Source organism: Sphingomonas sp. GW821-FHT09B04, assembly GCF_059418285.1.
On sequence record NZ_JBWKPO010000004.1, the window covers coordinates 525896 to 550348 of the forward strand.

The window sequence follows — 24453 nt, forward strand, 5'->3', positions numbered from 1 at the left end:
GATCCCGGCGCGGTACGCGTCTCCGGCGCTCGCGCTTGCATTCGTGACGGGTCCCGCTTTCGCGCAGGACGGACAAACCTTCTCCGAGACGATCGTGGTCCATGGCTATCTCGACACCGCCGAAGCCGGGTCGTTCGAGACGCGCCACGCGCTCACCGCCGAGGAACTGGCGCTGTTCGACGCTGCCTCCGCCGACGAGATGCTCCGGCGCCTGCCGGCGGTGCATGTGCCCACCAATTCGCGCGGCGAGAGCATCGCCTTCGTCCGAAATGCCGCCGAGCGTCAGGTTGCGATCTTCTACGAAGGCGCCGACATCAACATCCCCTGGGACAATCGGCTCGATCTTTCGTTGATCCCCGCCGGGCTGATCGGCAGCGTGCGGACTGCTGCAGGCCCACTCGCGCCGCACTATGGCGTCAATGCGCTCGGCGCGATCAGCCTGTCGCCCGCGACGAAGCTGCGAGCGAGCGCGGCCTATCGCAGCGGTGAGCTGGGCGAGGCGAGCCTCGCCGTGCCTCTGGGTTCCGCGCTGCTGGGCGGGAGCTATAGCCGGCGCGATGGCGACCCGCTCTCGGGCGACGCTCGGCTGCCCTTCTCGCAGTCCGATCCGGACCTGCGCACCAATACCGATCGCGAGTTGGCGAGCCTGTTCGGCCGCGTGCATGGCAAGGCCGGCGTGCACGACCTGCGGCTGACCGCCTTCCATGTCTGGGGCGAGAAGGGGATCGCACCCGAAAGCAACCGTGCCTCGTCTGCGCGCTTCTGGCGCTATCCCGAAGTCCGCCACACGCTGATCGCGGGCAGCGCGCGAAGCCGGCTGGGTGCGGCGACCGAGCTCGTCAGCGCCGTCTGGTACCAGCGCTTCGGGCAGACGATCGACAACTACGCCAACGTCAACTACGACCGCATCACGTTGCGCCAGGTCGATCGCGACCGGACTTGGGGCCTGCGCGAGCTGCTGAAGCATCGCACCGGCGCCACGACACTGGTCGGCTCGTTCAATTTCCTCGAATCGACACACCGGCAGCGCGACATCGTCTATATCGCGGGTGCACCGCCCGCCATGCTACCCGCTGCCCTGCTCTATCGCCAGCGCAACTGGAGCGCAGGGGGCGAGCTGGAAGTCGATTTCTCGGTACGCGTGCGGGGAGAGATCGGCATCGGCTACGACCGCGTCGACTATGTCCGTACCGGCGACAAACCGCCGGTGCCCGACGCCGGTGGCTGGACCGGGCGCGCCGCGCTGCTGCTCGACCTGGACAACGGCTGGCGACTGCGCGCCGCGGCGGGACGCAAGATACGCGCGCCGACGATGCGCGAGCGCTTCGGCGAAGGCATCAATCGTTTCCTGCCCAACCCCGGGCTCCTGCCCGAGCGGATCGTGACCGCAGAGCTGAGCGCGGAGTGGCGGGGCAAAGCGGGCGCCTTCTACCTGATCCCCTTCCTCCAGGACCTGAGGAACACGATCGATCAACGCAACGTCGGCGCGCTACGCCAGCGCATCAACCTATTGGGGTCGCGCGTCCAGGGCATTGAGATCGGTGGCGAATGGCGCCCGGTCGAAGGCCTCGCGCTCTCCGGGAACGCAACCTGGACGCGCGTGCGGCGCAAGGATGTGCCCGTGGGGCAGCGCAATCGGCTGGCCGAGAAGCCATCGCTGCTCGCCGGCCTCGCCGCACGCTACGACCATGCGTCGGGCCTGTCCGCGCTGGTCGAGACGCAGATCATCGGCCGCGCTTGGTCCGCCGATCCCGCGGGCATGCTGGTACCGCTCGAACGGTCGGCCAGCGTCAATGCGCGGCTCGCCTATGGCCGGGACGTCGCCGGGCGACGAGTGGAGCTGTTTGTGCGAGCCAACAATCTGCTGGACGCGTTCGTCGAGCCTCAGCTCGGCCTGCCCGCGCCGGGCCGCGCAGTCCACGCCGGACTGCGATTGGCCGCCTACTAGGGGCGGTAGATGGTCACACCGCGAGATAGTTGAAATTCGGTCCCCCCACCCTTTTATATGAAGCGCCAAACGCGCGCCGGGCGGTCGTGGATCTTCGCATCTGCCATCGGCCGTGCCGTAGCGAAAACCGGGATGCTCACAGATCGACCGGATCGGGCGCCGCTCTATCGCCGTCGTAGCTGAGAGGCGAAATCCCCGCTGGAAACACCGAGGCGGACCGTATCATCGACCGCCACACGCATCCGCTCGAACGTCGCGCGCAGTTCCGTAGTATCGAACTGATCCGCACGGATATTGTAGCGCCGCGGATGGAGATCGAACCCTGCATACATGCTCAACCAGCTCGGGTCCTGGAACGTCTCCCACTCATACCGCACCAACTCGCCCTGTGCACGCCAGGCATCGATCTTGAGCTGAAGCTGTTCGGGCAGCTCCATCGTTCGCATCCGATCCCATAGCGGCTCGCCTTCGCGACGGTTCAGGCAGTAATGGAGCAGCAAGAAGTCGCGGATGCGCTCGAACTCGAGCCGCGACTGGCGGTCGAACAGTGCCGACAGCGTCGGATCGAAATCTCGATCCGGGAACAGTCTGACAAGCCGTTCAAGGCCCGACTGGATCAGGGTGATGCTGGTCGATTCCAGCGGCTCAAGAAACCCGCCTGCCAGCCCGATGGCCACGACATTGCCCTGCCAGAAACTGGCCCGATGCCCGGGCGTGAAGCGGATGCGCCGAGCCTCCCCCATGGTCGGCCCTTCGATATTCGCGCGGAGCACCGCCTCAGCGCCGTCGTCATCGATATAGTCTGAACAATAGACATAGCCGTTGCCGATGCGATTCTGCAGCGGGATATGCCACTGCCAGCCTGCCGGCCGCGCGGTCGAGGTGGTCACGGGGCGATACGCATCGACCGGCTCACAACCTAGCGCGATGGCGCGATCGCACGGCAGCCATTTGCGCCAGTCGATATAGGGCACGCCCAGTGCTTCGCCGATCAGAAGCCCGCGAAAACCCGAACAGTCGATCCACAGGTCCGCAGCCACGCTGCGGCCATCGGCAAGGCGCACCGCGCTTACCTGGCCCGTGTCCGGCGCCTGATCGACGCCTTCGATCCGCCCGTCAATATGAGTGACCCCCAGCGACAACGAGAGATCGCGGAGCACCGACGCGAATTTCGAGGCGTCGAAATGCAGTGCAAAATCGAAGACGCCAAGATCACTAGCGGACTGTTTGGGCGGAGCCAGGAACCGCCCATGCTCGGCAAGCTGGGTACACAAGCAATAGTCTGCCAGCGACAGCTCATGCCCCGCAGCGCGCAGCTTCAGCCAATATTGGTGGAACGGCACACCACGCGCTGGCACACCATATAAGCCGAACGGATGATAGAAGCGATGTCCCGGCTCGGCCCAGTCGGCGAAATGGATACCGAGCTTGATCGTACCCTCGGTCGCCTCCAGCACCTGCGCGTCGGTCAGGCCGACCGTGGCCAGGAAGTCCCGGATCGCAGGGACCGTCGCCTCGCCCACCCCGACGGTTCCGATCTCTGAACTGTCGATCAGGGTGATTTCGAGACCCGTATGCGAAAGCGTGCGGGCAAGGTAGCTGGCCGCCATCCAGCCGGCTGTCCCGCCCCCGACAATCGCGATGCTGCGGATTGCCCGCCCCTGCTCTGTCGCCTGCCCCGTCACCACGCTCTCCATTGTTTTCTGTCTCTACTGCACTTGAACAAAAAATGCCCGCCGATCGCGCTGCGGTCGGCGGGCAGTGAGGAGTCAGTTCAAGCGATCAGAACTTGGCGCGGACACCCGCGACGAAGCGACGCTCATAGATGTTGTCCCAACCAATCTGGTCTTCCCAGGTCAGGTAGTAACGCTCATGCTCGCCCGTGAAGTTCGACGCCTGCCCATAGAGGGTGAAGTTCTCGGTCACGTCATACGACACCGACGCGTCGAAATAGTTGGTCGCGCGCTGATAGACCGAGAGCCCCCGGATACCAGACCAGTTCTGGCTGTTCAGGCGCTTCGAACGATAGTTGTAGGCGACACGCGCCGAGAACGGCCCGGATTCGTACCACAGTGCGACGTTGGCCTGATGCTTCGAATTGTCCTGGAACGGCTGCTTGTTGCCGGCCAGATCGAAGCCCCCCGCATCACCGAGCGACAGCGTGTAGTTGGCATCAATACCGAAGCCGCCGAAAAGCCCGTTCACGCCATAATCGGTGAGTGCCTGACGGGCGGAGACCTCAATCCCCTTGAGCGTGCCACCTGCTCCCTGGCTGATCGTATTCACCGGCAATGCCCTGTTACGGACAACACCGTCATTGTCAGGGATATCGTCACGCAGGATGGTCGTGTTGAAGATGAAGCTGTCCACCTTGAGGTAGAAGGCGCCTACCGCAAGCAAGCTCGAACGGCCGGTGTAGAGCTCGAGGCTGGCCTCGAAATTGTCCGACCGCCACGGATCCAGATCAGGGTTGCCGCGCTGCTGAGCCGATTCCGCACGGAAAATCGGCGGATTGGTCGAGGTATCGATCGCGTAGCCGATATTGAGACCGCCACCCCATTGGATGAAATCGAGCAGCGTCATCGTCTTGGCATAGGATGCGCGGAACTTAAGCTTGTCGGTCACGTCGAACGAGACGTTGAACGCAGGCAGGAAGTCGGTGAACTCCCGATTGAAGTACACATCGCCAGTGTCCAGGCCGGACACGCCATAGGGCTGGTTGTCACCGAGGATGTTCTGGAGAACACGGAACTTCGTATTGATCACGCGGACACCGCCGTTCGCGCGGAACGGCATACCGAGCAGTTCACCCTCCCCGTTCACCTGCGCGTAGCCGGAGATCTGGCGCAGGTTCATGGAGAACGAGTCCGCCGGGTTCACGATGTTCTTGTCGCCCGGGTAGATCTTGTTGTGGAATGCCGCGGCATCATCCATCGCGCGCGGATCGAGCACCCAGATGGCGGGCATACCCGCCACGGGCATCGCATACTGCTTCACCTGGCCGCCAAAGATGGCGTCGTTACCCGGACGCGGGAAGCCCGCTGTGTAGGCATTGCCTGCCGCGTCGCGAACAGCGCACTTCGCGTTGTCGAGGTTGACGTCGAACGCCTTCCACTTGACGTAGCAACCGGCCGCCGGATTGCCCGGGTGATCGGTGTTGCCGGCATAGAAGGGCGCAGCGCGCTCGAACACGAACTGCTCGGCCGAACGCTCACTGTACCGCGCGCCGACGCTGACGCCGATGCCGCCGTCGGACTTCCAGTCGAGGTCGCCTCGGAGCGCCCAGATATCACCGTGGCGGCTATCATTGCCTTCCGATGAGATCGTCTTCATCGCGTAGCGGCTGACATCCTTCACCTGATTGATGAAGGCCGCCGGCATGGTGAATGCGAGTGCGCCGCTCGAATAATCAAGCGTCGCCTTCTGGCTGAAGACACGATAGCCAGTCGGATTGAACGCGCGGTCACCGCCCATGCTCGTCGGATAGTTGCCGACGCCCGAATAGGCCCATTGGAAGCCGTCGGTCAGGTTGAACTGCAGATAGCTCTGGTCGAGCTCGCGCTTGGCCTTGCCATAGATGCCGCGGAGCGTCGCCTTGAGACCTTCGCCATTATCGAAGTCCAGCTGCAGATTGTAGTTCTGCGATTCCGACTTGATTCGGAAGGTTTCCGAATAGCTGTCGAAGTTCGGCATATCGTATTCATAGGTCTGCACGGTGTTGATATCGTACTGACGACCGCCGATTAACGCGCTTTTAGCACCAGTATTGCGTGATTTCGTCGGCTTGTAGGGCGACGTCATCCAACCCACGTTCTGGAACTGGAAGCCGGCAGCGCGGTCATATTGAGTCTGCTTGGTGTAGAAGACATCCGCGCTCAGCTTGAGTGCGTCGGTCAGCTCGAACTGAAACGAGACATTGCCGCCGAAGCGCTCACGCGTGGTGATGCGGTTCCACACGGTGTGCGACTGGGCCGTGATGTATGCATCGTCCGCGTCGCCGTCACCGTTCATATCGAAGCCGGTGATGACGCCCGCACCGTTGCGAACCGGGGTACCGCGGCTGAGTCCATTTGCGGTGCCGATCGCGAAGTCGCCTTGCGATCCAGCGGCCTGCTGCGCAGCGCTCAGACCCTCTTCGCTGAGGGCAACGCCATAGCTCTGGATGCCGCGATAGCTGTTGGACAGGTCGACCTTGCTATAGGCAGCCGAAACGAGGACGCCGAAACGGTCCCCGTTATACGCGATCAACCCGTTGAACGACGGATTCCACTTCTTGGTCTTGTCGCCATATTGCGCCTCGGCCGCAGTCGCGACGGTCAGCCCCTTGGGCAGGCTGAACGGGCGGCGCGTGAGCAGATCGACGGTGCCCGACACACCAGCCTGCTGCAGCGAGGCGGTCGGCGACTTGTAGACGGTGGCGCCGGCGAACAGCTGCGAGGGGATGTCGGTGAAGTTCGGCTGAACGGTCGTGACCGAGTTGGCACCGAGGAATTCTTCGCCGTTGAGGAGAGTGGTGACCTGCGGCAAGCCGCGAATGTTGACCTGGCCGCCTTCGCCCGCCTCGCGGCGGATCTGGATGCCGGGAATACGCTGAAGCGAATCGGAGATGGTACGGTCAGGCAGCTTGCCGATATCTTCGGCGCTGATCGCGTCGACGACGCTGTTCGCTTCCCGCTTCACGTCAATCGCGCGCGCCTGCGATGCACGGATACCGGTGACCAGGATTTCTTCTTCCTGACCCGTCGCCGTATCCGCGGCGGCCTGCTGCGCCTGCGCGATGCCTGGGACGCAGAGCGCCGCGGCTGAAACCGCCGCTAGCAACACCGTCCGCGCACCAACCTTATGACTGGACATTTCCCTCTCCCTGTTCCGCGGCTGACCCATGTCGCCGCACTGCCACGCCGCTACCGCGCGAGGTCAGAACCCAATTCAATACATTTATGAGACCAATAGTCAACTTGTATGGTACCAGAAATCGGCACGACTGACCGAAACCGTGCACAAGCCACCGCAGCCCATTCGGGATTCAATACTCACGCCCTGGAACGGCACTCCGAAAGGCCTCGATCGCGCCGCGATCCTGCACCGTTACGTAGACGGTCCGCCCATCCCTTCCGCCGAATGCGACATTGCTTGGCAGCCGCCCCTTCAGGCGAACCTCGTGCCGCGTCGAACCATCGGGAGCAAAGATCGCGACTGTCCCGCCGCCGTGGCGGGTGACGTAGAGATTCCCGTCGCGGTCGCAGCGCATTCCGTCAAGGCCGTGGTCCGCAAAGCTGGCGAAGATTCGCTTGCCCGCAAGCGCCCCGCCCTTGCCAATGTCATAGACCCAGATACGGCGCTGAACGCTCTCGCCGACATAAAGGCGGCGGCCATCGGGACTGACCTCAATGCCGTTGGTCGTCCCCATCCCGTCTTCGAGGATTCGCGCCTTGCCCTGCCGGTCGATTCGCCAGATTCGCCCGCTGCCGGCCTTCCAGTCCGGGTCGCTCGCATAGATCATCCCGTCGGGCGCCAGCGCGATGTCGTTGGGCTGGTGGGCACCGGGCAGATCGACATGAGTCGACACCTGCCCCGTCTTGCTCACCGCGAGAATGCGATGCCCCTTATAGTCGGCGACCAGCATCCGGCCGTCGGCCGTGAAGCGGATGCCGTTGCCGATGCTTCCGGCAGGCAGGGTGGCGAACAGGCGTGCCGTGCCGATGCCATCGCGCCCTGCCACCACGCGTCCGATCGTGCCTTCGCGTGCGAAGTTGACGACATAGAGCGCGCCGTCGGGGCCGGTTGCCGGGCCCTCGATTCCCGAAGTGAACACACCGTCCGCGACATAATCCCGCGCCGCGTAATCGCCCCCGCCCGCTTTGGGCATGGAGGCACAGCTCGCCAGCAGAACCGCTCCGGCGAGCACCAGCCCTGCGCGGCTCACAACACCGCACTCAGCGCCAGCGTCAGCAACAGCGCGACGATCGAGATGATTGTTTCGCACACCGTCCAGGTCTTGAAGGTCTGCGACAGGGTCAGGTTGAAATAGGTCTTCACCAGCCAGAAACCGCCATCATTGACGTGCGACAGGACCAGCGACCCCGCACCCGTCGCCAGGACGAGGAGTTCGGGCGAAACCCCACTCCCCGCAGCGACCGGCGCGACGATCCCCGCCGCGGTCGCCATCGCCACCGTCGCGGATCCGGTCGCGATGCGCATCATCGCAGCGACCAGCCAGGCGAGTACCAGCAACGGCACCTCCACCGACTGCGCCATCCCGACCACCGAGGTCGAGATGCCCGCCTCCATCAGGATCTTTCCGAACCCGGCGCCCGCCCCGACGATCAGCGTAATGAGTGCGGTCGGCGCAAGGCAGTCCTCGAGGAAGCGACCGATCCTCTCACGGTTGAATCCGCGCGCGCTGCCGAAGGTGATAAAGCTCAACAGGAGGCCCGCCAGCAAAGCGGTGACCGGGTGCCCGGAAAAGCGGATGGCGTCGTTGATCAGAGTTTCCTTTGCCGCGAACAGATCGGCCCAGCTCCCCACCAACATCAGCGCCACCGGCAGTAGGATCGTTGCGACGGTGATGTCGAACCCGGGCAATTCGCGTGTGTCGTCGATCTTCCGCTCGGTCAGTGCCTCGGCCATCGGGTTCACGCCCTCGACGGTGACATAGCGGTCGATCAGCGTGGCAAAGACCGGCCCGGCGAGCGCGGCGGTCGGGATACCAACGATCAGCGCATAGAGCACGGTAAGGCCGATATCCGCCTTGTACGCTCCCACCGCGAGCAGCGCCGCCGGGTGCGGCGGGATCAGCCCGTGCACCACTGAAAGCCCGGCGACCATCGGCAGGCCGACCTTGAGGATCGACGTGCCCGTGCGCATCGCGACGGTGAACACGATCGGCATCAGCAGCACAAAGCCCACCTCGAAGAACACCGGCAGGCCGACGAGGAACGCCGCGGCCATCATCGCCCAGTGCACCCTGGCCGGGCCGAACCAGCCAATCATCGTCTGGGCGATGCGTTCGGCGCCGCCCGATTCGGCCATCAACTTGCCCATCATCGTGCCAAGGCCAACGACGAGTGCGATATGGCCGAGCGCATTGCCGACCCCCGCCTCGTAGATCGTCAGCAGCTTGTCGAGCGGCAGCCCCGCCGCCGCGCCTAGCGCCAGCGAGGTGACCAACAGCGCGATGAACGGATTCAGCTTGAGCCGGGCGATCAGGAAGATCAGTCCCCCGACCGATGCGAGGCCAAGCAGGACCAGAAAAACTTCCCGGCTCATCGCGCACCCTTCTCGCGCAGCTGGACCGACTTGATCGTCCATAGCGGGTTGTTGCCGTTGCCGGTGAAGGTCATGCACAGATCCTGCGCGCCCGGGCGTGCCGCGACGGGCACCGTCAGGCGCGTCAGTGCGGGACTCGTCGCTTGTGCGAGCGAGACCCAGCCGATCCGCTCGCCCGTGCAGCCCACACGGATCTCCAGCTCGCCCGCCGGCGTCGCCGGCTTGCCACGCGGTGCGATCGGGCGGCCGTTGTTCAGCTGGAAGTTATACGGCACCTGCCCGACCTCGACCTCGACCGCGGTCACCGCATCCATCGGCGCAGCTTCGTAGAGCCAGCAAGGCTCGAGGATGTTGACGAGGAAGTCCGCACGTGGCCCTTGCGCTGGCGCATCGTCGATCAGCGCGAGCGAGTGCGAGGCACTGCACGCCTTGAGCTCGCGATCGTCGCGACGCAGCGCGGCGGGGCGGTCGTAGCGATTGTCTACTGCACCGGGAAGTTTTCTGGCGCCACGGAAGGCGACGGCGCGCAGACGAGTCGGGAACGTCACGTCGAGCGGACCGCTATAGAGCCGCGACGACGCGCCGGGCTCGCTGCCATCAATGGTGTAGCGGATCTCCGACTTCACCTGAGTCTTGAGCTCGACCGTCGCGCTCTTCGCCGCGACCGAGCGGACGCGCGCCGAGGGGATGAAGGCGCTCTCGGCGGGTTTCAGCCCCATTGCCCTGACGCGATCGATCTGCGGGATCAGCCGATCGACGAACCCCTCAAAGTCGCGCCCCTTGCCCAGCCACGCAACCTCGGCCAGCGCCGACAGCCGCGGGAAGATCATATAGGCGGCACGCTCGTCGCCACGGATATGCTCGCTGAACATCGTCGACTGGATGCCGAGGATATGCCGCTGCTGATCCGCAGTGAGCGACGGCGGCAGCGGGTCGAACCGGTAAATGTCCTCGAGCGTGTTCGGCTTGCCGCGCCCCGGCCCCTCCGCCGCAGTGCTACCCTGCACATGATCGAAATACAGATCGGGCGACGGTGCCAGCACGGTATCGTGCCCGGCCTGCGCGGCGAGCACGGCGCCCTTGATCCCACGCCACGACATCACTGTCGCATTGGGAGCCAACCCGCCGTCGATGATCTCGTCCCAGCCGATCAGCTTGCGGCCGCGCGCGGTGAGCAGCTTTTCGACGCGCTTCATGAACCACGATTGCACCGCGTGGGAATCGGCAAGGCCCAGTTCGCGCATCCGCTTCTGTACCGCCGGAGACCGCTCCCACTCGGTCGCGACCACCTCGTCCCCACCGACATGGATGTAGGCCGAGGGGAACAGCTCGGTCACCTCGGCAAAGATGTCGTCGAGGAAGGTGAAGGTCGGCTCCTCGATGTTGAACAGCCAGGTGTAGACGCCCCAGTCCGAATGGATGCCGTCGGGCACCGGCCCGCTATTGCCGAGTTCGGGATAGGCGCGGATCACCGAGAGCACATGACCCGGCATCTCGATCTCGGGCACCACAGTGATGTTGCGCGCCGCGGCATAGGCGACGATCTCGCGGATCTGCGCCTTGGTGTAGAAGCCGCCCGTGCGCGGCAGCGCCGGTGCGCCGGGCGCGCTCGCGGGGACGCGCCACGCGCCGATTTCGGTGAGCCTGGGATATTTATCGATCTCGATCCGCCAGCCCTGATCGTCGACAAGATGCCAGTGCAGCGTGTTGAGCTTGTGTGCGGCCATCGCGTCGATCAGCTTCTTGACGAATTCGGGCGACTGAAAGTGACGCGCACTGTCGAGCATGAAGCCGCGCCACTGGAAACGCGGGGCGTCCGAAACCGTGACCGCCGGCACTTCACCGCCCGGCGCTGTCGCCAGCTGCCACAACGTCACCGCGCCATGGAACAGCCCGGCATCGTCGCTCGCGCTGATCGTCGCGCCGCTTGCCGAACTGGTCAGGCGATAGCCCTCCTTCGGCAGCCCGGCGACGCGCTCGAACCGGACCGTCGGCGCGCCGCTGCGCGCCCGCGCCGGAAGGCCCAGCCCCTCCCTCAGCCAGACCGCCGCCTTCTCCGCCCCGGCATCGCCGGACGGGGTATGGATCGCCAGCCCGTCGGCGATGCGAAACCCCTTGCCCTGCGCGACGACGTCGACCGGCTGGGGCAGCAACGGCAATCCCGGCGCCTGCTGCGCAAACGCCGGGACGCCCCCTCCAGAGAGCATGAATGGAGCGGCCGCCAGAGCCAGTGCGCCAAGGCCGCGACGGGCCACGCCTGCACGCTGGATACGGACATTCTCGCCACCACGATACGCTGTCATCGACACACCCTCTCCACGATACCTTTGCAATACCAATACGCGCCCATCCTTTTTGGAAGCTGCGCGAAACAGCCCTGATCCGGCTGCGATTGCACCGACTTTATGCGGTTCAATGTCATTTTGCTAGCATGATGGTATAAATTGGTTATGTTATTTGCGTGACCTGAAAACGGTGCGCCGCGGACGTCACGTCAAGCCGCGCACAACCATGAGAGCCACAGGAGACCTGAAAGCATGAACGCATCCTCGCACCGACGCGCGGGAGCCGGCGACGAGCCGATCATCGTCAAGTTCGAATTCAACGAAGTGGTCGTTCCCGCCAGGCCGGGAATCATCAACTCCGAAACGCTGGCCAAGCCGCTGCACATGCTTCCCGTCGCCGGCAAGGCCGCGTGGAGCGTGCAGTTCGACGCGCTGCCCAAGCTGGTCGTCCGGATGACGCTGGCCAACGGCGTCATCGCGCTCGGCGAATTCTATCGCGATCACGAATGGTCTCGGATCGAAGCGATCAGCCAGGGCCTGCTCGGCGTCAACATCGCCGACCTGACACTTCAGGACCTGCCGCTGCCGCTGGTGCGCGAATTCGACGGGTTCGAACTCGCGATCTGGGACGGCTGGGCCAAGACGCTCGGCGTCCCGCTCCACCGCCTGCTCGGCGGACCGGTGCGCGACCGTGTGCTCTGCCACGCCTGGTCGAGCCACCGCACGCTCGACGAGGTCGGCCCCTGGGTCCGCGCCTATCAGGAGCAGGGCTATCAGGGCATCAAACTCAAGGCAGACCTTGAGGACGATGTCGTCGGCATTTGCGAGCAGATCGCGTCGCACGCGCCGGGCATGAAGGTGGTGTTCGACCCCAATCAGCGCTGGGAGAATATGGCGTCGGCAAAGATCCGCATCCGCGGGCTGGAGCAGGTCGGCAACGTACAATTGCTCGAGGATCCCATCCCGAAATGGATGATCCCCGACTACGCCGATCTGTGCCGCTTCTCGTCGATCCCGATCACGCAGCACATCGCCCTGCCCTATATCTATCAGGGCCAGCGCGTTCACGACATCATCGCGCTGATCCAGCAGCGCGCGGCCGACGGCTTCAACTTCAACGCCGGCCTCGCCAAGTTCGCCCAGCTCAACGCGATTGCAGAAGCCGCCAACCTCTATTGCTTCCACGGTTCGGAAGTCGATCTCGGCATCCTCGAGGCGATGTATCTCCACCAGTCGATCGCGGCGAAGAGCTGCGTCTGGTCGAGCGACATCTTCGGGCGGCTGATCCGCGAGCACGATCTGCTCGAAACCCCGCTTCGCTTCGAGCCGCCTTATGCCTTTGTGCCCGACGGGCCGGGCCTCGGCGTCTCGCTCGATCCAGCAGCACTGGAACGCTACGGCGTCCGTCACGAGGTATACGCATGAGCATCAACCCGATTATCCCGGTCGCGTCGGAACAGCATGTCACCGCCGGTCCCTATTCGCCCGTGCTCAAGATCAGCCGCGATGCCGATCTCATCCTCATTTCCGGCCAGGCGCCGCTGAACCTCGCGGGCGAGGTCATTGGCGACACGATCGAGGAGCAGGCGCGCGTCACGCTGGAGAATTGCGCCAAGCAGCTCGCCGCCGCGGGTGCCGACTTCTCGAACGTGTTCAAGGTCAATGTCTACCTGACCGATCTCGCTGACTGGCCGCGGTTCAACGTCGTCTATCGCGAGATGATGCCGCAGCCCTTCCCCGCCCGCACCGCGATCGGCTGCGCGCTGCTCGACGAATTCCAGGTCGAGATCGAGATGTGGGCGGCCGTGGCATGAAGTGGGAACAGCTCACCAGCCCGAAGCTGGACGCGGTCGACCGCAACACGCCGGTGGTGCTCAACATCGGTGCGATCGAGCAGCATGGTCCGCATCTGCCGCTCGTCACCGATGCGCTGATCGGCCGCCATTTCACCGACCGGATCGATGCCGAACTGGGCGACAAGGTACTGATCCTGCCGCAGATCTCCGTGTGCTGTTCGCGCCATCACATGATGTTCGCGGGCACGCTGACCGTGCGCCACGAGACCTTCCTTGCCTACATCACCGATATGCTCAGCGCGGTGGCGGCGCACGGGTTCCGCAACATCGTGATCTTCAACAGCCATGGCGGCAACCTTGCCATCGGGCAGGTCGTGCTCGAGTCCTTCGGCAACGACCATCCCGAGGTCGAGCTGTTCATGCTGACCTGGTGGAAGATCGCCGCCGAAGAACTGGCGAAGATCCAGGAGACCGACTTCGGCGGCGTCGGCCATGCCTGTGAGTTCGAGACCTCGCTCGTCCAGCTGATCGCGCCCGAGCTGGTCGAGATCGATGTGGCGGTCGATCAGCTGCCGATTCACGATTTCCACTGGGCCGCGGCAGACTTGCTCAACGCGGGGCGTGCGGCGCACCACCGCAACATGCACCAGCTGAGCAACGGCACCGGCGTGTCGGGCTGCCCGTCCAAGGCTTCGCCGGACAAGGGTCAGGCGATCTCGGACGCGGTCACAAGCGCTGCCGTCGCGATGCTTGAGGACATCCGCAGCGCGGGTGCCCGCCGAGGCTGATCGAACACCTGACGCCGGCGGTATTGGATAGCTGTCGCCGGCGTCGGGAACCCTGTCCGCGTCCACCCTTGCCGCCCGGCAAATGGCCTGCCATAGGCCGCGCCCCGCCGCGCCCTGTGTCGGTGGTCACCATAACCGGCAAAGGAATTGCGCGTGGACAGCGCCACCCGCCCCAGCGCGCTTGGGCTCGACTTCGGCACCACCAACACCGTCGTCGCGCTCGCCGATGGCCGGGGTGACTCGCGGCTGATCGAGTTTGCAGGTGAAGCCGCAGCCGGCCCCGTGTTCCGCACCGCGCTCTGCTTTTGGGAAGAAGAACGCGGCTGGAATGGCATCGCACATGAGGCCGGTCCCTGGGCGATCGAGGAGTTCCTGCAGTCGCCGCTCGACAGCCGCTTCGTCCAGTCGTTCAAGAGCGTCGCGGCCAGCCCGCTGTTCGAGCGCGCGCAGATCTTCGGCAAACCGTTCAAGTTCGAGGACCTCGGTCAGAAATTCCTGAGCAAGCTGGTCGCGCATTCGGACGGCGCACTCGACGAACGCCCGCGCCGTGTGATCGTCGGCCGACCGGTCGAATATGTCGGCGCCCGCCCCGACGCCGCGCTCGCCCGCCAACGCTATGACGCGATGCTGGAGGGGTTCGGGGTCGAGCTTCACTATGTCTACGAGCCGCTCGGCGCCGCCTACAGCTATGCATCGCGGCTGACCGAGCCGGCCACGATCCTTGTCGCGGACTTCGGCGGCGGCACCACCGACTTCTCGATCGTCCGCGTCGCCGAGCCGGGTGCAGCGCGCCGTTGCGAGCCGCTGGGTTCATCGGGCATCGGCATCGCGGGTGACCGGTTCGACCAGCGTATCGTCGACCACCTCGTTCTCCCGCTGCTGGGCAAGGGCGGCAACTACCGCTCGTTCGGCAAGCTGCTGCCGATCCCCGGCGGCTATTTCACCGAGTTCGCCGACTGGTCGCGCCTGGCGCTGATGCGCAACCGCCGCACCCTCGACGAACTGCGCCGGCTCCAGCGCGACGCGATCGATCCCGAGCCGATCGGCCGGATGATCGCGCTGGTCGAGCATGAACAGGGCTTTCCGCTCTACGACGCGGTCGGCAAGCTCAAGCGCGCCTTGTCGAGCGAGGCCGAGGCCGAGTTCCGTTTCGAGGGCGGCGACGTCACGATCGCCGCGCATGTTCTCCGTGCCGACTTCGAGCGGTGGATCGCCGAGGATCTCCGCCGCATCGAAGCGGCGCTGGACGTGGCTCTCGACAGGGCAGCCACCGGTTCGGACAGAATCGACCGCGTGTTCCTGACCGGCGGTTCGTCGCTGATCCCGGCGATCCGCGCGCTGTTCGAGCGCCGCTTCGGTGCGGAACGGATCGCGACGGGGGGCGAGCTGACCTCGATCGCCCATGGGTTGGCATTGATCGGCGAGCAGGACGACCTCGACCCATGGGTCGCATGAGGCCGGCGCGTGTCGACTGACCGCGCTTGTGCCTCAATGGAAAGGCCCGGCGAAAGGATAACAGAGGCCGCCAGCCGGTCTAAATTTACCTGCAGTTCCGGGTAACCCGTGTTGATAACGTCATAATCCATCCGGATAGGGCAACCTGGCCGGCGTGGCCGGGCGGCCTTGATACATGACGGGCAACGGCGGGGAGGCAAGGATCAAGCGATGACGCAGCCATCGGACGTCACACACGCAAGCGCAAAGCGCCGGGAGGCGAGCGCGCATGCGTCCGGCCCGCTCTACCTTCAGGTTGCCCGGACGTTGCGCGACGGGATCGTCAGCGGCAGCTATCCGGTCGGCAGCCAGCTCCCGACCGAGGAAGAACTGCGCGCGCGCTTCTCGGTGAGCCGTTTCACCGTGCGTGAGGCGCTGCGCCGGCTGCGCGATGATGGTCTGATCTCGTCGCGTCAGGGCGCCGGCACCGTCGTGCTTCCCGGCCCGTCCGGGATCGAGATATTCCACACCAGCTCGATCAGCGACCTGCTCGCATGGGCGGGCGAGACGCGTCTCGAGATCGAATCGATCGGGATGACTACGGCCGACAGCCAGCTTGCAGGGCGTATCGGCATTCCCGCGGGGGAGGAGTGGCTGATGGTCCGCGGTCGGCGCCTGCACGACGATAGCGGCGTTCCGATGTGCTGGATCGAATATTACATCAACCGCGACTTCGCGAGCGTTGCGCGCCTGTTGCCACGCAACAAGGGACCGATCTTCCCGCTGATCGAGGATCTGTTCGGCGTGACGATCTCCGAGGTCGAGCATGCCGTCTCGGCGACGCTCGTCTCCCCCGCCCTTGCAGCCAGGCTCGATGTCGAGAAGAAGTCGGCGGCGCTGGAGATCCTGCGCCGCTACCGCATGACCGATGGCGGCATCGCACAGGTGACGGTGAATACCCACCCCGCCTCGCGCCACACGCATTCGATGACGATGCGGCGGGTAAAGGCATAGCGCCGGGCCGGCGCTCCGCTTCTCGCATTGGGGCCGCCCTATGTCCGGGCAGCGTTCTGCCGGGCTAGGATCAGAGCTCCCTCCAGCCCCGCATGTTCGAGCGCGGCCGGACGGATGAATCCGGGCTCCCCGGCTGCGCCGCCTACCCCATAGCCGCCGAGCGCCGCGGACATCCGGGATGCTGCGGCGTCACGCAATCCGGCGACGTCCATCACCCCGCCGCCCGCAACGATCCGATGCGGCGACCAGGCGAGCACGATCGTCGCGAAGAACTGGCCGAGATAGTCGGCCACGGCGGCGAAGTCGCCGGGCGAGTGTTCGAGATGGCGCCCGCTGAGCCGGCGCCGGAGGGCCGGGCCGGCGGCCATGCCCTCGACGCAGCTGAGGTGAAACGGGCAAGCGCTGGGGGTTGTATCCCCCTCATATCGCAGCACCGGGACGTGCCCCATTTCGGGGTGCAGCGCGCCGGTGAGCGTGCGCCCGTCGCGCGCAAGCCCTGCCCCGATCCCCGTGCCGACCGTGACATAAGCGAGGCTCGAACACCCCTGCCCCGCGCCCATCGCCGCCTCCGCCAGCGCTGCGGCGTTGACGTCGGTATCCACCGCGATCGGGACGCCGAGCTGGCGGGCGAGCGCGGCGCGCAAATTGGCGCCGGTCCAGCCGGGCTTGGGGGTGGCCAGCACCTCGCCATAATTGGCGGCGGCAGGATCGACGACGATCGGGCCGAAGGCGGCGATCCCCGCGCCCGCCAGCCTCACGTCCCCGGCGAAGGCGAGCAGCGTCGCCTCGGCCGCTTCGGGCGTGGTGGTCGGCCAGCGTTCCTCCGCCAGCACCGCGTCCTCCCGCACGAGACGAGCAAGAAGCTTGGTGCCGCCGGTCTCGATCGCCAGCCAGGTTCGTGGATCGCTCATGCACGCCAGCCTATCCGGCCAAGGCGGTCTGCGCGAGCATCCAGATACCGATGGCGAGGAACAGCAGCGCCGCGACGATCCGCACGGTACGCAGCGGTACGCGTTTCACCAGCTCGTTGCCGAGGAACACTGCCGGGACGTTGGCGATCATCATGCCGAGCGTGGTGCCTGCGGTGACCCAGCCGACTTCGGCGAAGCGGGCGCCGAGCGCGATCGTCGCGACCTGGGTCTTGTCGCCCATCTCGACGAGGAAGAAGGCGATGACAGTGGTGACGAAGGCGCCGAAACGCGCCGGCTTGTCCTCCAGATCGTCGAGCTTGTCGGGGATCAGCGTCCACGCCGCCATGGCGATGAACGACGCCGCGATCAGGTAGCGGAACCACGTACCCTCAAGCCAGGCAGCCGCCTGCTGCCCGACCAGCGCGGCGAGAAAATGGTTAGCGAGCGTCGCAACAAGGATGCCGAGAATGATCGGCACCGGCCGCTTGAAGCGCGTCGCGAGCACGATCGCGAGCAGCTGGGTCTTGTCGCCGATCTCAGCGAGCGCGACCAGCGCGGTGGAGGTGAGGAAGGCTTCCATGCAAGGTCTCCGGGCCGGGCGGTGCGAAACTCCAACGACACCACACCCTCCCGCCCGGCCTGGGCAGAAAGCATGGCGCCATTGGTCTCGCCCGAACAGGATCGAAGTCCCTGCTCCCTTCGCGCCATGGCCTCTCGACCAAGTATGTTGACGCGGAGGCCCGTCCGAAGACGGCTGGCTACTCCCCAGATGACTGTCGCGGCCCTAGCCGGTTCGCGGCGATCACGCAAGTTGCCCTGCCCTGCATAGTCATGGCATACATACCGCAAGCACGAAAAATGGAGAGGGACCATGGCCACCGCCGCCGCCGAGACCACCCGCGTCATGACCGATGCCGAATGGGAGGCGCGCCAGCAACTTGCCTCCGCCTACCGCGTGTTCGACATGCTCGGCTGGTCGGAGATGATCTACAACCACATCACGCTGAAGGTGCCGGGCGAGGATAACACCTTCCTGATCAACCCATTCGGGCTGCATTTCAGCGAAGTGAAGGCGTCGAACCTGGTCAAGATCGACATCGACGGCAACAAGGTCGACGGCAGCCCTTACCTCGTCAACCGCGCCGGCTTCGTCCAGCATTCGGTGTTCCACCGCAACCTGCCCGACGTGCACTGCATCATGCACACCCACACCACCGCGGGCATGGCGGTGAGCAGCCTGGAAGGCGGACTGCAGCCGATCAACTTCTATGCCTGCAACTTCGCGGGCCAGATCGCCTACCATGATTTCGAAGGCGTGACGGTGCGTGACGAGGAAGGCTACCGGCTGATCGAGAATCTGGGCGACAAGCGCATGCTGCTGCTGCGCAACCACGGCATCGTCGCGATGGGCCGCACCCTGCCCGAGGCGTTCGTCAAGCATTGGGCGCTGCAGCGCGCCTGCGAGATCCAGCTCGCCACGCTGTCGATGGGTACGCCGCTGCGCGTCTCCGACGAGGTGGTCGCGGTTCACCAGCGCGACCTGCACATGGCACAGGCATCGATTGCGCCGGGCGCGGCGGACTTTGCCGCGATGGTGCGGCTGGTCGACCGGACTGACAAGAGCTGGCGCGAATGACCAAATACCTCATCTCCTTCCCCGCCGAGGCGATGCAGGTTTCCGAGGACGAGCTTCCGGCCGTGTCTGTCGATTCGCATGCGGTGATCGAGGAGGCGAAGGCCGCTGGCGTCTATGTGTTCGGCGGGGGGATCGATGAGAGCGTCGCGCCGGTGCGGGTATCCGGCGACGGATCGGTGTCGGGCGAGACCTATCCGGGCAGTCGGCTCAATGGCGGGTTCCTGGTGCTGGAGGTGCCGTCGCGCGACGAGGCGGTCGAATGGGCGCGCCGGATCGCGGTCGCGTGCCGCTGCGCGCAGGAGTTGCGCGAGTTCGGCTACGATCCGGCAAGCTAGGACGCCGTTGCAGCGCTAGACCGTCCGCACAAAATCCCGGATCAGGCTAAGCACCGCGTCGGGCATCTCGCGATGCGGCATGTGGTGGCAGTCCTTGAGGATCACGGCGCGGCCGCCGGCGAGCGCGGCGATGCGTTCGGGGTGCGCGTTCGAGCCATATTCGTCGTGATCGCCATGCAGCGCCAGCACCGGACAGCGTAGCCGGCGAAGCTCGTCGTCGAGCGACCAGGTTGCAAAGGCGGGCGTCCGCCAGGTCTCGATCCACGCATCGAGCACCCAGCGCGCCTTGTCGCCATGATATCGGGCGACGCGCTCGACCTGGCCTTCCGACTGGAACGCCATCCGCGCCGCCTCGATACCCGCAAGCGTGCGGTCCTCGGTAAAGGCCTGTGCCGCGAGCGTGATCACCGCAACGGTTTCGGTGAGGAATGCCGCGCCACCGGCAAGGGCCATGCCGCCGCCGACGCTGTGGCCGAACAGGATCATGTGATCGATCGCGAACGCGTCGCGGATATGGGCCAGCCCCGACTGCGCCTCATCCTGTACGAAATCGCGCTGGAGCAGGCCGGGATGCGGATCCGACCGGCCGAAGCCGAGGCGGTCGTACGCAATCACGCTCCGACCGGTGGCCGAGGCAAGCTGCGCGGGAAAATCGCGCCATTGTTCGACCGACCCGAGACTATCGTGAAACAGGATGAGCGGCGCGAGGCTGCCGACCGGCGCCGCTTTCCATTCGCGGGCAAAGAGGCGACCGGCAGGGGTCAAGACATAGCTGTCAGAAGATGACGGGAGATCCATACCGAACGCATTCATACCGTTACTGTCTGGGAGAACAGGCCGCGGCCAATCCCGGAGCGACGGCCACTACTCAACCTTCGCGAGCAGCGCGAGAGCGTATCGACCTGATCTTGCGACTGCGTAGCGCCGCCGGGATCTGCGCTGCGCCGCCAGAGATTGACTGAAGGAGAGCCGAGAATCCGATCTGTACGATCAGGATCGAAAGCAGGAGAGAGAAATATTGTCCGGGCACCCCGGTTTTCGCGCCCGTATAACATTACGAATAAACCCGTATCTATTCTTAGAAATAATGCGAACGCCCTTGATTAATTCCGTGAACCCCTCACACTTCCCAATCAAGATTCGATCTTGAAAAGGAGATGGAAATGAGAAGAACTTCCATTCTGGTTGCATTTGCACTCGCAACGACGGCGATCGCTTCAACATCTGCATTTGCCCAAACATCCAGCGCAGACGAATACGCCGAGGCACAATGCGGCAACGGCGGATACGTGGCTAAAGGGTACCTATCCTATGAGGAATGCTACGAAGCCGCTGTCCAATATTATTATTATATAACTGCAGGTGGCGGCGGCGGTGGCGGTGGTGGCGATGGGGGCACTGGCGGCGGCAATACCGGCGGCGGCGGCACCTGGATTCCCGATCTCGGCGGGGTGCGCGGATGCGCTTCGCGCCTGAAGTGCTACGACATCGAGGGTGAAGAGCAAAACGAAGCCCCACCGCCCTGAGACGGTTGGCAAGACGGTCTCGCCGCGGCCACAGCGTCGCGGCGATGCCGCCTACTCCCCCTTCGCGACCTTGACCAGCAGCGCATCGACCTGAACCTGCGCGCCCGCAACGGCGTTGAGGGTTTCGATCGTGCCGTCGAACGGGGCGGTGAGCGCCTGTTCCATCTTCATCGCTTCGAGCACGAGCAGCTTCTGGCCGGCGGTGACCACCTGCCCTTCGCTGACCTCGACCGAAACGATGCGGCCGGGCATCGGGGCGAGGATCGAACCGTCGCCCGCAGCAGCGCCCGCGGCGCCGTCGGTACGGTCCGCAGTGACGCGGAAGGTGGCGCCGCCATGGACGAGCAGCGCCGCGCCGTCGCGTTCATGGCCATAGAAGTGCGAGGCGATGTCGCCGTGATCGGCGGTGAACGCCACCCGCTCGCCATTGACGGTGACCGCGCGTCCGGTTGCGGGCGCGCGGTTGAGACGGAAGCCCTCAAGGCCATGCGCCATGAGCAGCGTGTCGTCGGGCATGTCCCGCTCCAGCCAGTAGATCGCGCGGGTGAGGTCGGCAGCGCCGGGCAACGGATCGATCGTCAATCCCTCGCCACGGCGCTCGATCAAACCGGTGTCGAGCTGCGCGCGGGCGAAGCTGTCATCGCCGAGCAGGCGGAACAGGAAGCCGGCATTGGTGCGCACCGGCCAGACGGTGAGATAGCTGAGCTCGGAACGCAGCGAGGCGATCGCCTCCTCGCGCGTGTCGCTATGGACGATCAGCTTGGCGATCATCGGATCGTAGAAGGGCGAGATGACCGAGCCCGCCTCAACCCCGGTATCGACGCGGGCGTTGACCGGGAAATCGAGCACTTCGAGCTTGCCGGTGCTGGGCAGGAAGCCGCGGGCCGGATCCTCGGCATAGAGCCGCGCCTCGACCGCATGGCCATTGATCGCAAGCTGCTCCTGCCGCAGCGGGAGCGGTTCGCCCGACGCAACGCGTAACTGCCATTCGACGAGATCGACCCCGGTGATCGCCTCGGTCACCGGATGCTCGACCTGAAGCCGGGTGTTCATCTCCATGAACCAGATGCGGTCGGCGTGGAGACCCTGCGAGGCATCGGCGATGAACTCGATCGTGCCCGCGCCGACATAGTTGACCGCGCGCGCAGCCTTCACCGCCGCCTCGCACACCGCAAAGCGCGCCGACTTGTCCATGCCGGGCGCCGGGGCTTCCTCGATCACCTTCTGGTGGCGGCGCTGCATCGAGCAGTCACGCTCGAACAGGTGGACGATGTTGCCATGGGTATCGCCGAACACCTGCACCTCGATATGGCGCGGGGCGAGAATGTACTTTTCGATCAGCACGCGATCGTCGCCGAAGGACGACGCGGCCTCGCGCTGGCAGCTGGCGAGCGCGTCAGCAAAATCCTCCGCGGCGTCGACGCGGCGCATGCCCTTCCCGCCGCCACCCGCGACCGCCTTGATCAGCACGGGATAGCCGATCTTGTCCGCCTCGCGCTGGAGGCGATCGAGCGACTGGTCCTCGCCAAGATAGCCCGGCGTCACCGGGACGCGCGCGTCCTGCATCAGCTTCTTGGCGGCGTCCTTGAGGCCCATCGCGCGGATGCTGTCGGGATGCGGCCCGACCCAGACCAGCCCGGCGGCGGTCACCGCCTCGGCGAAATCGGCATTCTCCGAGAGGAAGCCGTAGCCGGGGTGGATCGCCTCGGCACCAGTCTCCTTCGCGGCGGCGATGATGCGCTCACCGATCAGGTAGGATTCGCGCGCCTGCGAGCCGCCGATATGCACCGCCTGATCGGCGCTGCGAACGTGGAGCGCATTGGCGTCGGCGTCCGAATAGACCGCGACGGTGCGGATGCCGAGCGTCCGCGCAGTACGGATGATGCGGCAGGCGATCTCGCCGCGATTGGCGATGAGGAGGGAGTTGATCATGGCTTGGTTCCTGCTGGTACGCCGCATGTCGGAGGCCATGCTTCGTGGCTCCCGGGCTTGAGATCGGTGAGATGGATTTCGCCCGAGCGACCGGAGGAGGCCTGGGCGAAGAGCAGTTTTTCCGCTTTGGGTGAGAGCAACGGGCCGACCTGGAACACGTCGGCGCGCGCGCGGATGCGGCCGACTTCGCGCCATGCATCCCCCTGCTTACGGAAATGGTAGAGATGCGAACGGTCGCCGCGATCGGCGACGAGGATCAGCGTGTTGCCGTCGCGCGAGACCTCTGCCTCATATTCGTTGGCGGCGGTGCTGACGGGCGCGCCGAGGTTGCGGACCTGCCACGCGCCGGCCTTTTGCTGCGCAACATAGATGTCGCCCTGCCCGTGCCCGCCGGGGCGCGAGGAGCCGAAATAGAGGTTGCCGGCGTCGTCGATGCGGGGAAGCAACTCGGACTGGGGCGAGTTGACCGGTGGTGGCAGACGCACGGGATCGGCGAACGTGCCGTCCGGGCTGCGCGCGGCGTGGTAGATGTCGAAATCCTCGCCCTTGGGATCGTGGCGGGTCGAGATGAAATACACGCCCTTGCCGTCGAAGGTGTAGCTGGCGTCCGCGTCGAAGGTTCCGGCCGGGCCCGCGAAGGACGGAGCGACGGGTTTGCCCCATACGCCGTCGACACAGCGCGTCATGAGCAGGTGCCAGCCACGGAAACTGGCATCGGCGGCGAGGTAGATCAGCTCACGGCCGTCGGGGGAGAAGGTGGGGCTCGCTTCGTAACCGGGCGTGGAGATAGCGTCGGGCGTCCAGCGCTGCGGGCCTTGGGGTGCTGCGGAGGCACCGGTGAGCAGCAGCACGGCTGCGGCAAGGCCCTTCCCCGCGATCACTTCGCCGCCACCGCTTCGATCTCGAGCAGCCATTCGGAGTCGTAGATATCGCAGACGATCACGGTGAGCGCGGGGACGTGATCACCGAGAATCTCACGGCGGATCACGGAATTTTCCTCGCGATAGGCGCGGTCGCTCAGGAAGGTGGTGACCTTGACGAGGTTCGAAAGGTCCATGCCCGCGGCCGCGAGCTGCGCCGCGACGTTGCGCCAGACAAGGCGGCATTGCGCGGCGAAATCGGCGGGAACTTCACCGTGGGTATCGACCGGGATCTGGCCGCTGACGAACAGCAGCGATTTGCCGGGATCGACCAGCACGGCCTGTGAATAGCCGCCGCCGGGCTGCGGGGCGTTGGGGGCGTTGACGGGGGTTATGGACATCGCATCCATTTCCGCGTCATCGAGAGGACCGAGATAAGCATCAGCTGCTCATCTCGAACGTGAAATCGTCTTCTTCGTAAAACAGCAGAGCATCATTTATGACACGAAGAATCCGTGAAAAGTCGTCGCCCATGGCAATCTGGGATTGCTTGGCATGCTTCCAAGTAATCCGGACCGGCCTTTCGACGAGACCTGTGAGAAGATCCCAAAGCGCGTCCAGATTCCTCCCGTAGAACGAGATTCCCGATGCCGCCGTGACGGCGTTGTGGAAGTCCGCGCTGGACCTGATCGTGGTCCCGTCGAGTTCAAGCCTCATTC

Annotated in this window: 21 protein-coding genes and 1 riboswitch; of the genes, 9 read left to right on the forward strand and 12 right to left on the reverse strand. The window is 65.1% G+C overall.

Going from position 1 to position 24453, the window contains the following annotated elements:
- The first annotated feature begins 43 nt into the window (after positions 1-43).
- Positions 44-1948, forward strand: coding sequence for a TonB-dependent receptor (locus AC07NK_RS15655; protein ID WP_495171524.1), 1905 nt, complete (start codon positions 44-46; stop codon positions 1946-1948).
- Positions 1949-2112: 164 nt separating this feature from the next.
- Here the strand turns inward: AC07NK_RS15655 and AC07NK_RS15660 are convergent, their stop codons facing one another.
- The 5 genes from AC07NK_RS15660 to AC07NK_RS15680 all read right to left on the reverse strand — a co-directional run bounded on the left by AC07NK_RS15660 (position 2113) and on the right by AC07NK_RS15680 (position 11520).
- On the reverse strand, positions 2113-3633 hold the full coding sequence (locus AC07NK_RS15660; protein WP_495171525.1) for a tryptophan halogenase family protein: 1521 nt from the start codon (positions 3631-3633) through the stop codon (positions 2113-2115).
- A gap of 97 nt (positions 3634-3730) precedes the next feature.
- The gene (locus AC07NK_RS15665; protein ID WP_495171526.1) at positions 3731-6802 is read right to left on the reverse strand and encodes a TonB-dependent receptor; all 3072 of its coding nucleotides are present in this window, start codon (positions 6800-6802) and stop codon (positions 3731-3733) included.
- 172 nt (positions 6803-6974) lie between these two features.
- On the reverse strand, positions 6975-7874 hold the full coding sequence (locus AC07NK_RS15670) for an SMP-30/gluconolactonase/LRE family protein (RefSeq protein WP_495171527.1): 900 nt from the start codon (positions 7872-7874) through the stop codon (positions 6975-6977).
- A complete protein-coding gene (locus AC07NK_RS15675) occupies positions 7871-9217 on the reverse strand; it encodes a GntT/GntP/DsdX family permease (RefSeq protein WP_495171528.1) in 1347 nt (448 codons plus the stop codon). Before AC07NK_RS15675 ends, AC07NK_RS15670 begins: the two co-directional genes overlap by 4 nt.
- Positions 9214-11520 (reverse strand): beta-N-acetylhexosaminidase, encoded by a 2307-nt coding sequence (locus tag AC07NK_RS15680; protein WP_495171529.1) that lies wholly within the window; start codon positions 11518-11520, stop codon positions 9214-9216. The genes AC07NK_RS15675 and AC07NK_RS15680 overlap by 4 nt, the downstream gene beginning before the upstream one ends.
- Positions 11521-11754: 234 nt before the next feature.
- On the opposite strand from AC07NK_RS15680, the gene AC07NK_RS15685 reads away from it, so the two are divergent.
- The 5 genes from AC07NK_RS15685 to AC07NK_RS15705 all read left to right on the forward strand — a co-directional run bounded on the left by AC07NK_RS15685 (position 11755) and on the right by AC07NK_RS15705 (position 16534).
- Positions 11755-12927: a mandelate racemase/muconate lactonizing enzyme family protein gene (locus AC07NK_RS15685; RefSeq protein ID WP_495171530.1), complete on the forward strand. Its 1173-nt coding sequence runs from the start codon at positions 11755-11757 to the stop codon at positions 12925-12927.
- Positions 12924-13316, forward strand: a complete 393-nt coding sequence (locus AC07NK_RS15690; protein WP_495171531.1) for a RidA family protein — start codon at positions 12924-12926, stop codon at positions 13314-13316. Before AC07NK_RS15685 ends, AC07NK_RS15690 begins: the two co-directional genes overlap by 4 nt.
- Positions 13313-14086: a creatininase family protein gene (locus tag AC07NK_RS15695; RefSeq protein WP_495171532.1), complete on the forward strand. Its 774-nt coding sequence runs from the start codon at positions 13313-13315 to the stop codon at positions 14084-14086. The genes AC07NK_RS15690 and AC07NK_RS15695 overlap by 4 nt, the downstream gene beginning before the upstream one ends.
- A gap of 153 nt (positions 14087-14239) precedes the next feature.
- Positions 14240-15541 carry an Hsp70 family protein gene (locus AC07NK_RS15700; protein ID WP_495171533.1) on the forward strand — a complete coding sequence of 434 codons (1302 nt, stop codon included), beginning with the start codon at positions 14240-14242 and terminating at the stop codon, positions 15539-15541.
- 210 nt (positions 15542-15751) lie between these two features.
- Positions 15752-16534: a GntR family transcriptional regulator gene (locus AC07NK_RS15705; RefSeq protein WP_495171534.1), complete on the forward strand. Its 783-nt coding sequence runs from the start codon at positions 15752-15754 to the stop codon at positions 16532-16534.
- Positions 16535-16572: 38 nt separating this feature from the next.
- On the opposite strand, the gene AC07NK_RS15710 is transcribed toward AC07NK_RS15705, so the two are convergent.
- Both AC07NK_RS15710 and AC07NK_RS15715 read right to left on the reverse strand, forming a co-directional pair.
- Positions 16573-17445, reverse strand: coding sequence for an ROK family protein (locus tag AC07NK_RS15710; protein ID WP_495171535.1), 873 nt, complete (start codon positions 17443-17445; stop codon positions 16573-16575).
- A 10-nt stretch (positions 17446-17455) separates the two neighbouring features.
- Complete coding sequence (locus AC07NK_RS15715) at positions 17456-18025, reverse strand: TMEM165/GDT1 family protein (RefSeq protein ID WP_495171536.1); 570 nt, start codon at positions 18023-18025, stop codon at positions 17456-17458.
- 66 nt (positions 18026-18091) lie between these two features.
- Positions 18092-18227: riboswitch (yybP-ykoY riboswitch) on the reverse strand.
- Between the two features lie 89 nt (positions 18228-18316).
- On the opposite strand from AC07NK_RS15715, the gene AC07NK_RS15720 reads away from it, so the two are divergent.
- Together AC07NK_RS15720 and AC07NK_RS15725 are read left to right on the forward strand one after the other, a co-directional pair.
- Positions 18317-19081: a class II aldolase/adducin family protein gene (locus tag AC07NK_RS15720; protein WP_495171537.1), complete on the forward strand. Its 765-nt coding sequence runs from the start codon at positions 18317-18319 to the stop codon at positions 19079-19081.
- The gene (locus AC07NK_RS15725; protein WP_495171538.1) at positions 19078-19416 is read left to right on the forward strand and encodes a YciI family protein; all 339 of its coding nucleotides are present in this window, start codon (positions 19078-19080) and stop codon (positions 19414-19416) included. Before AC07NK_RS15720 ends, AC07NK_RS15725 begins: the two co-directional genes overlap by 4 nt.
- A gap of 15 nt (positions 19417-19431) precedes the next feature.
- Here AC07NK_RS15725 and AC07NK_RS15730 read toward each other — a convergent pair whose 3' ends face one another.
- Positions 19432-20214: an alpha/beta fold hydrolase gene (locus AC07NK_RS15730; RefSeq protein ID WP_495171539.1), complete on the reverse strand. Its 783-nt coding sequence runs from the start codon at positions 20212-20214 to the stop codon at positions 19432-19434.
- A gap of 365 nt (positions 20215-20579) precedes the next feature.
- Here AC07NK_RS15730 and AC07NK_RS15735 point away from each other — a divergent pair, with 365 nt between their 5' ends.
- A complete protein-coding gene (locus tag AC07NK_RS15735; protein ID WP_495171540.1) occupies positions 20580-20942 on the forward strand; it encodes a hypothetical protein in 363 nt (120 codons plus the stop codon).
- A gap of 51 nt (positions 20943-20993) precedes the next feature.
- On the opposite strand, the gene AC07NK_RS15740 is transcribed toward AC07NK_RS15735, so the two are convergent.
- Genes AC07NK_RS15740 through AC07NK_RS15755 form a run of 4 tightly spaced genes read right to left on the reverse strand, consistent with a single transcriptional unit; the run spans position 20994 to position 24451 of the window.
- On the reverse strand, positions 20994-22874 hold the full coding sequence (locus tag AC07NK_RS15740) for an acetyl/propionyl/methylcrotonyl-CoA carboxylase subunit alpha (RefSeq protein WP_495171541.1): 1881 nt from the start codon (positions 22872-22874) through the stop codon (positions 20994-20996).
- Positions 22871-23788, reverse strand: coding sequence for a TolB family protein (locus AC07NK_RS15745; RefSeq protein WP_495171542.1), 918 nt, complete (start codon positions 23786-23788; stop codon positions 22871-22873). The genes AC07NK_RS15740 and AC07NK_RS15745 overlap by 4 nt, the downstream gene beginning before the upstream one ends.
- On the reverse strand, positions 23752-24135 hold the full coding sequence (locus tag AC07NK_RS15750) for a RidA family protein (RefSeq protein WP_495171543.1): 384 nt from the start codon (positions 24133-24135) through the stop codon (positions 23752-23754). Before AC07NK_RS15750 ends, AC07NK_RS15745 begins: the two co-directional genes overlap by 37 nt.
- A 40-nt stretch (positions 24136-24175) precedes the next feature.
- Positions 24176-24451, reverse strand: a complete 276-nt coding sequence (locus AC07NK_RS15755) for a barstar family protein (RefSeq protein ID WP_495171544.1) — start codon at positions 24449-24451, stop codon at positions 24176-24178.
- Between the last annotated feature and the right edge of the window lie 2 nt (positions 24452-24453).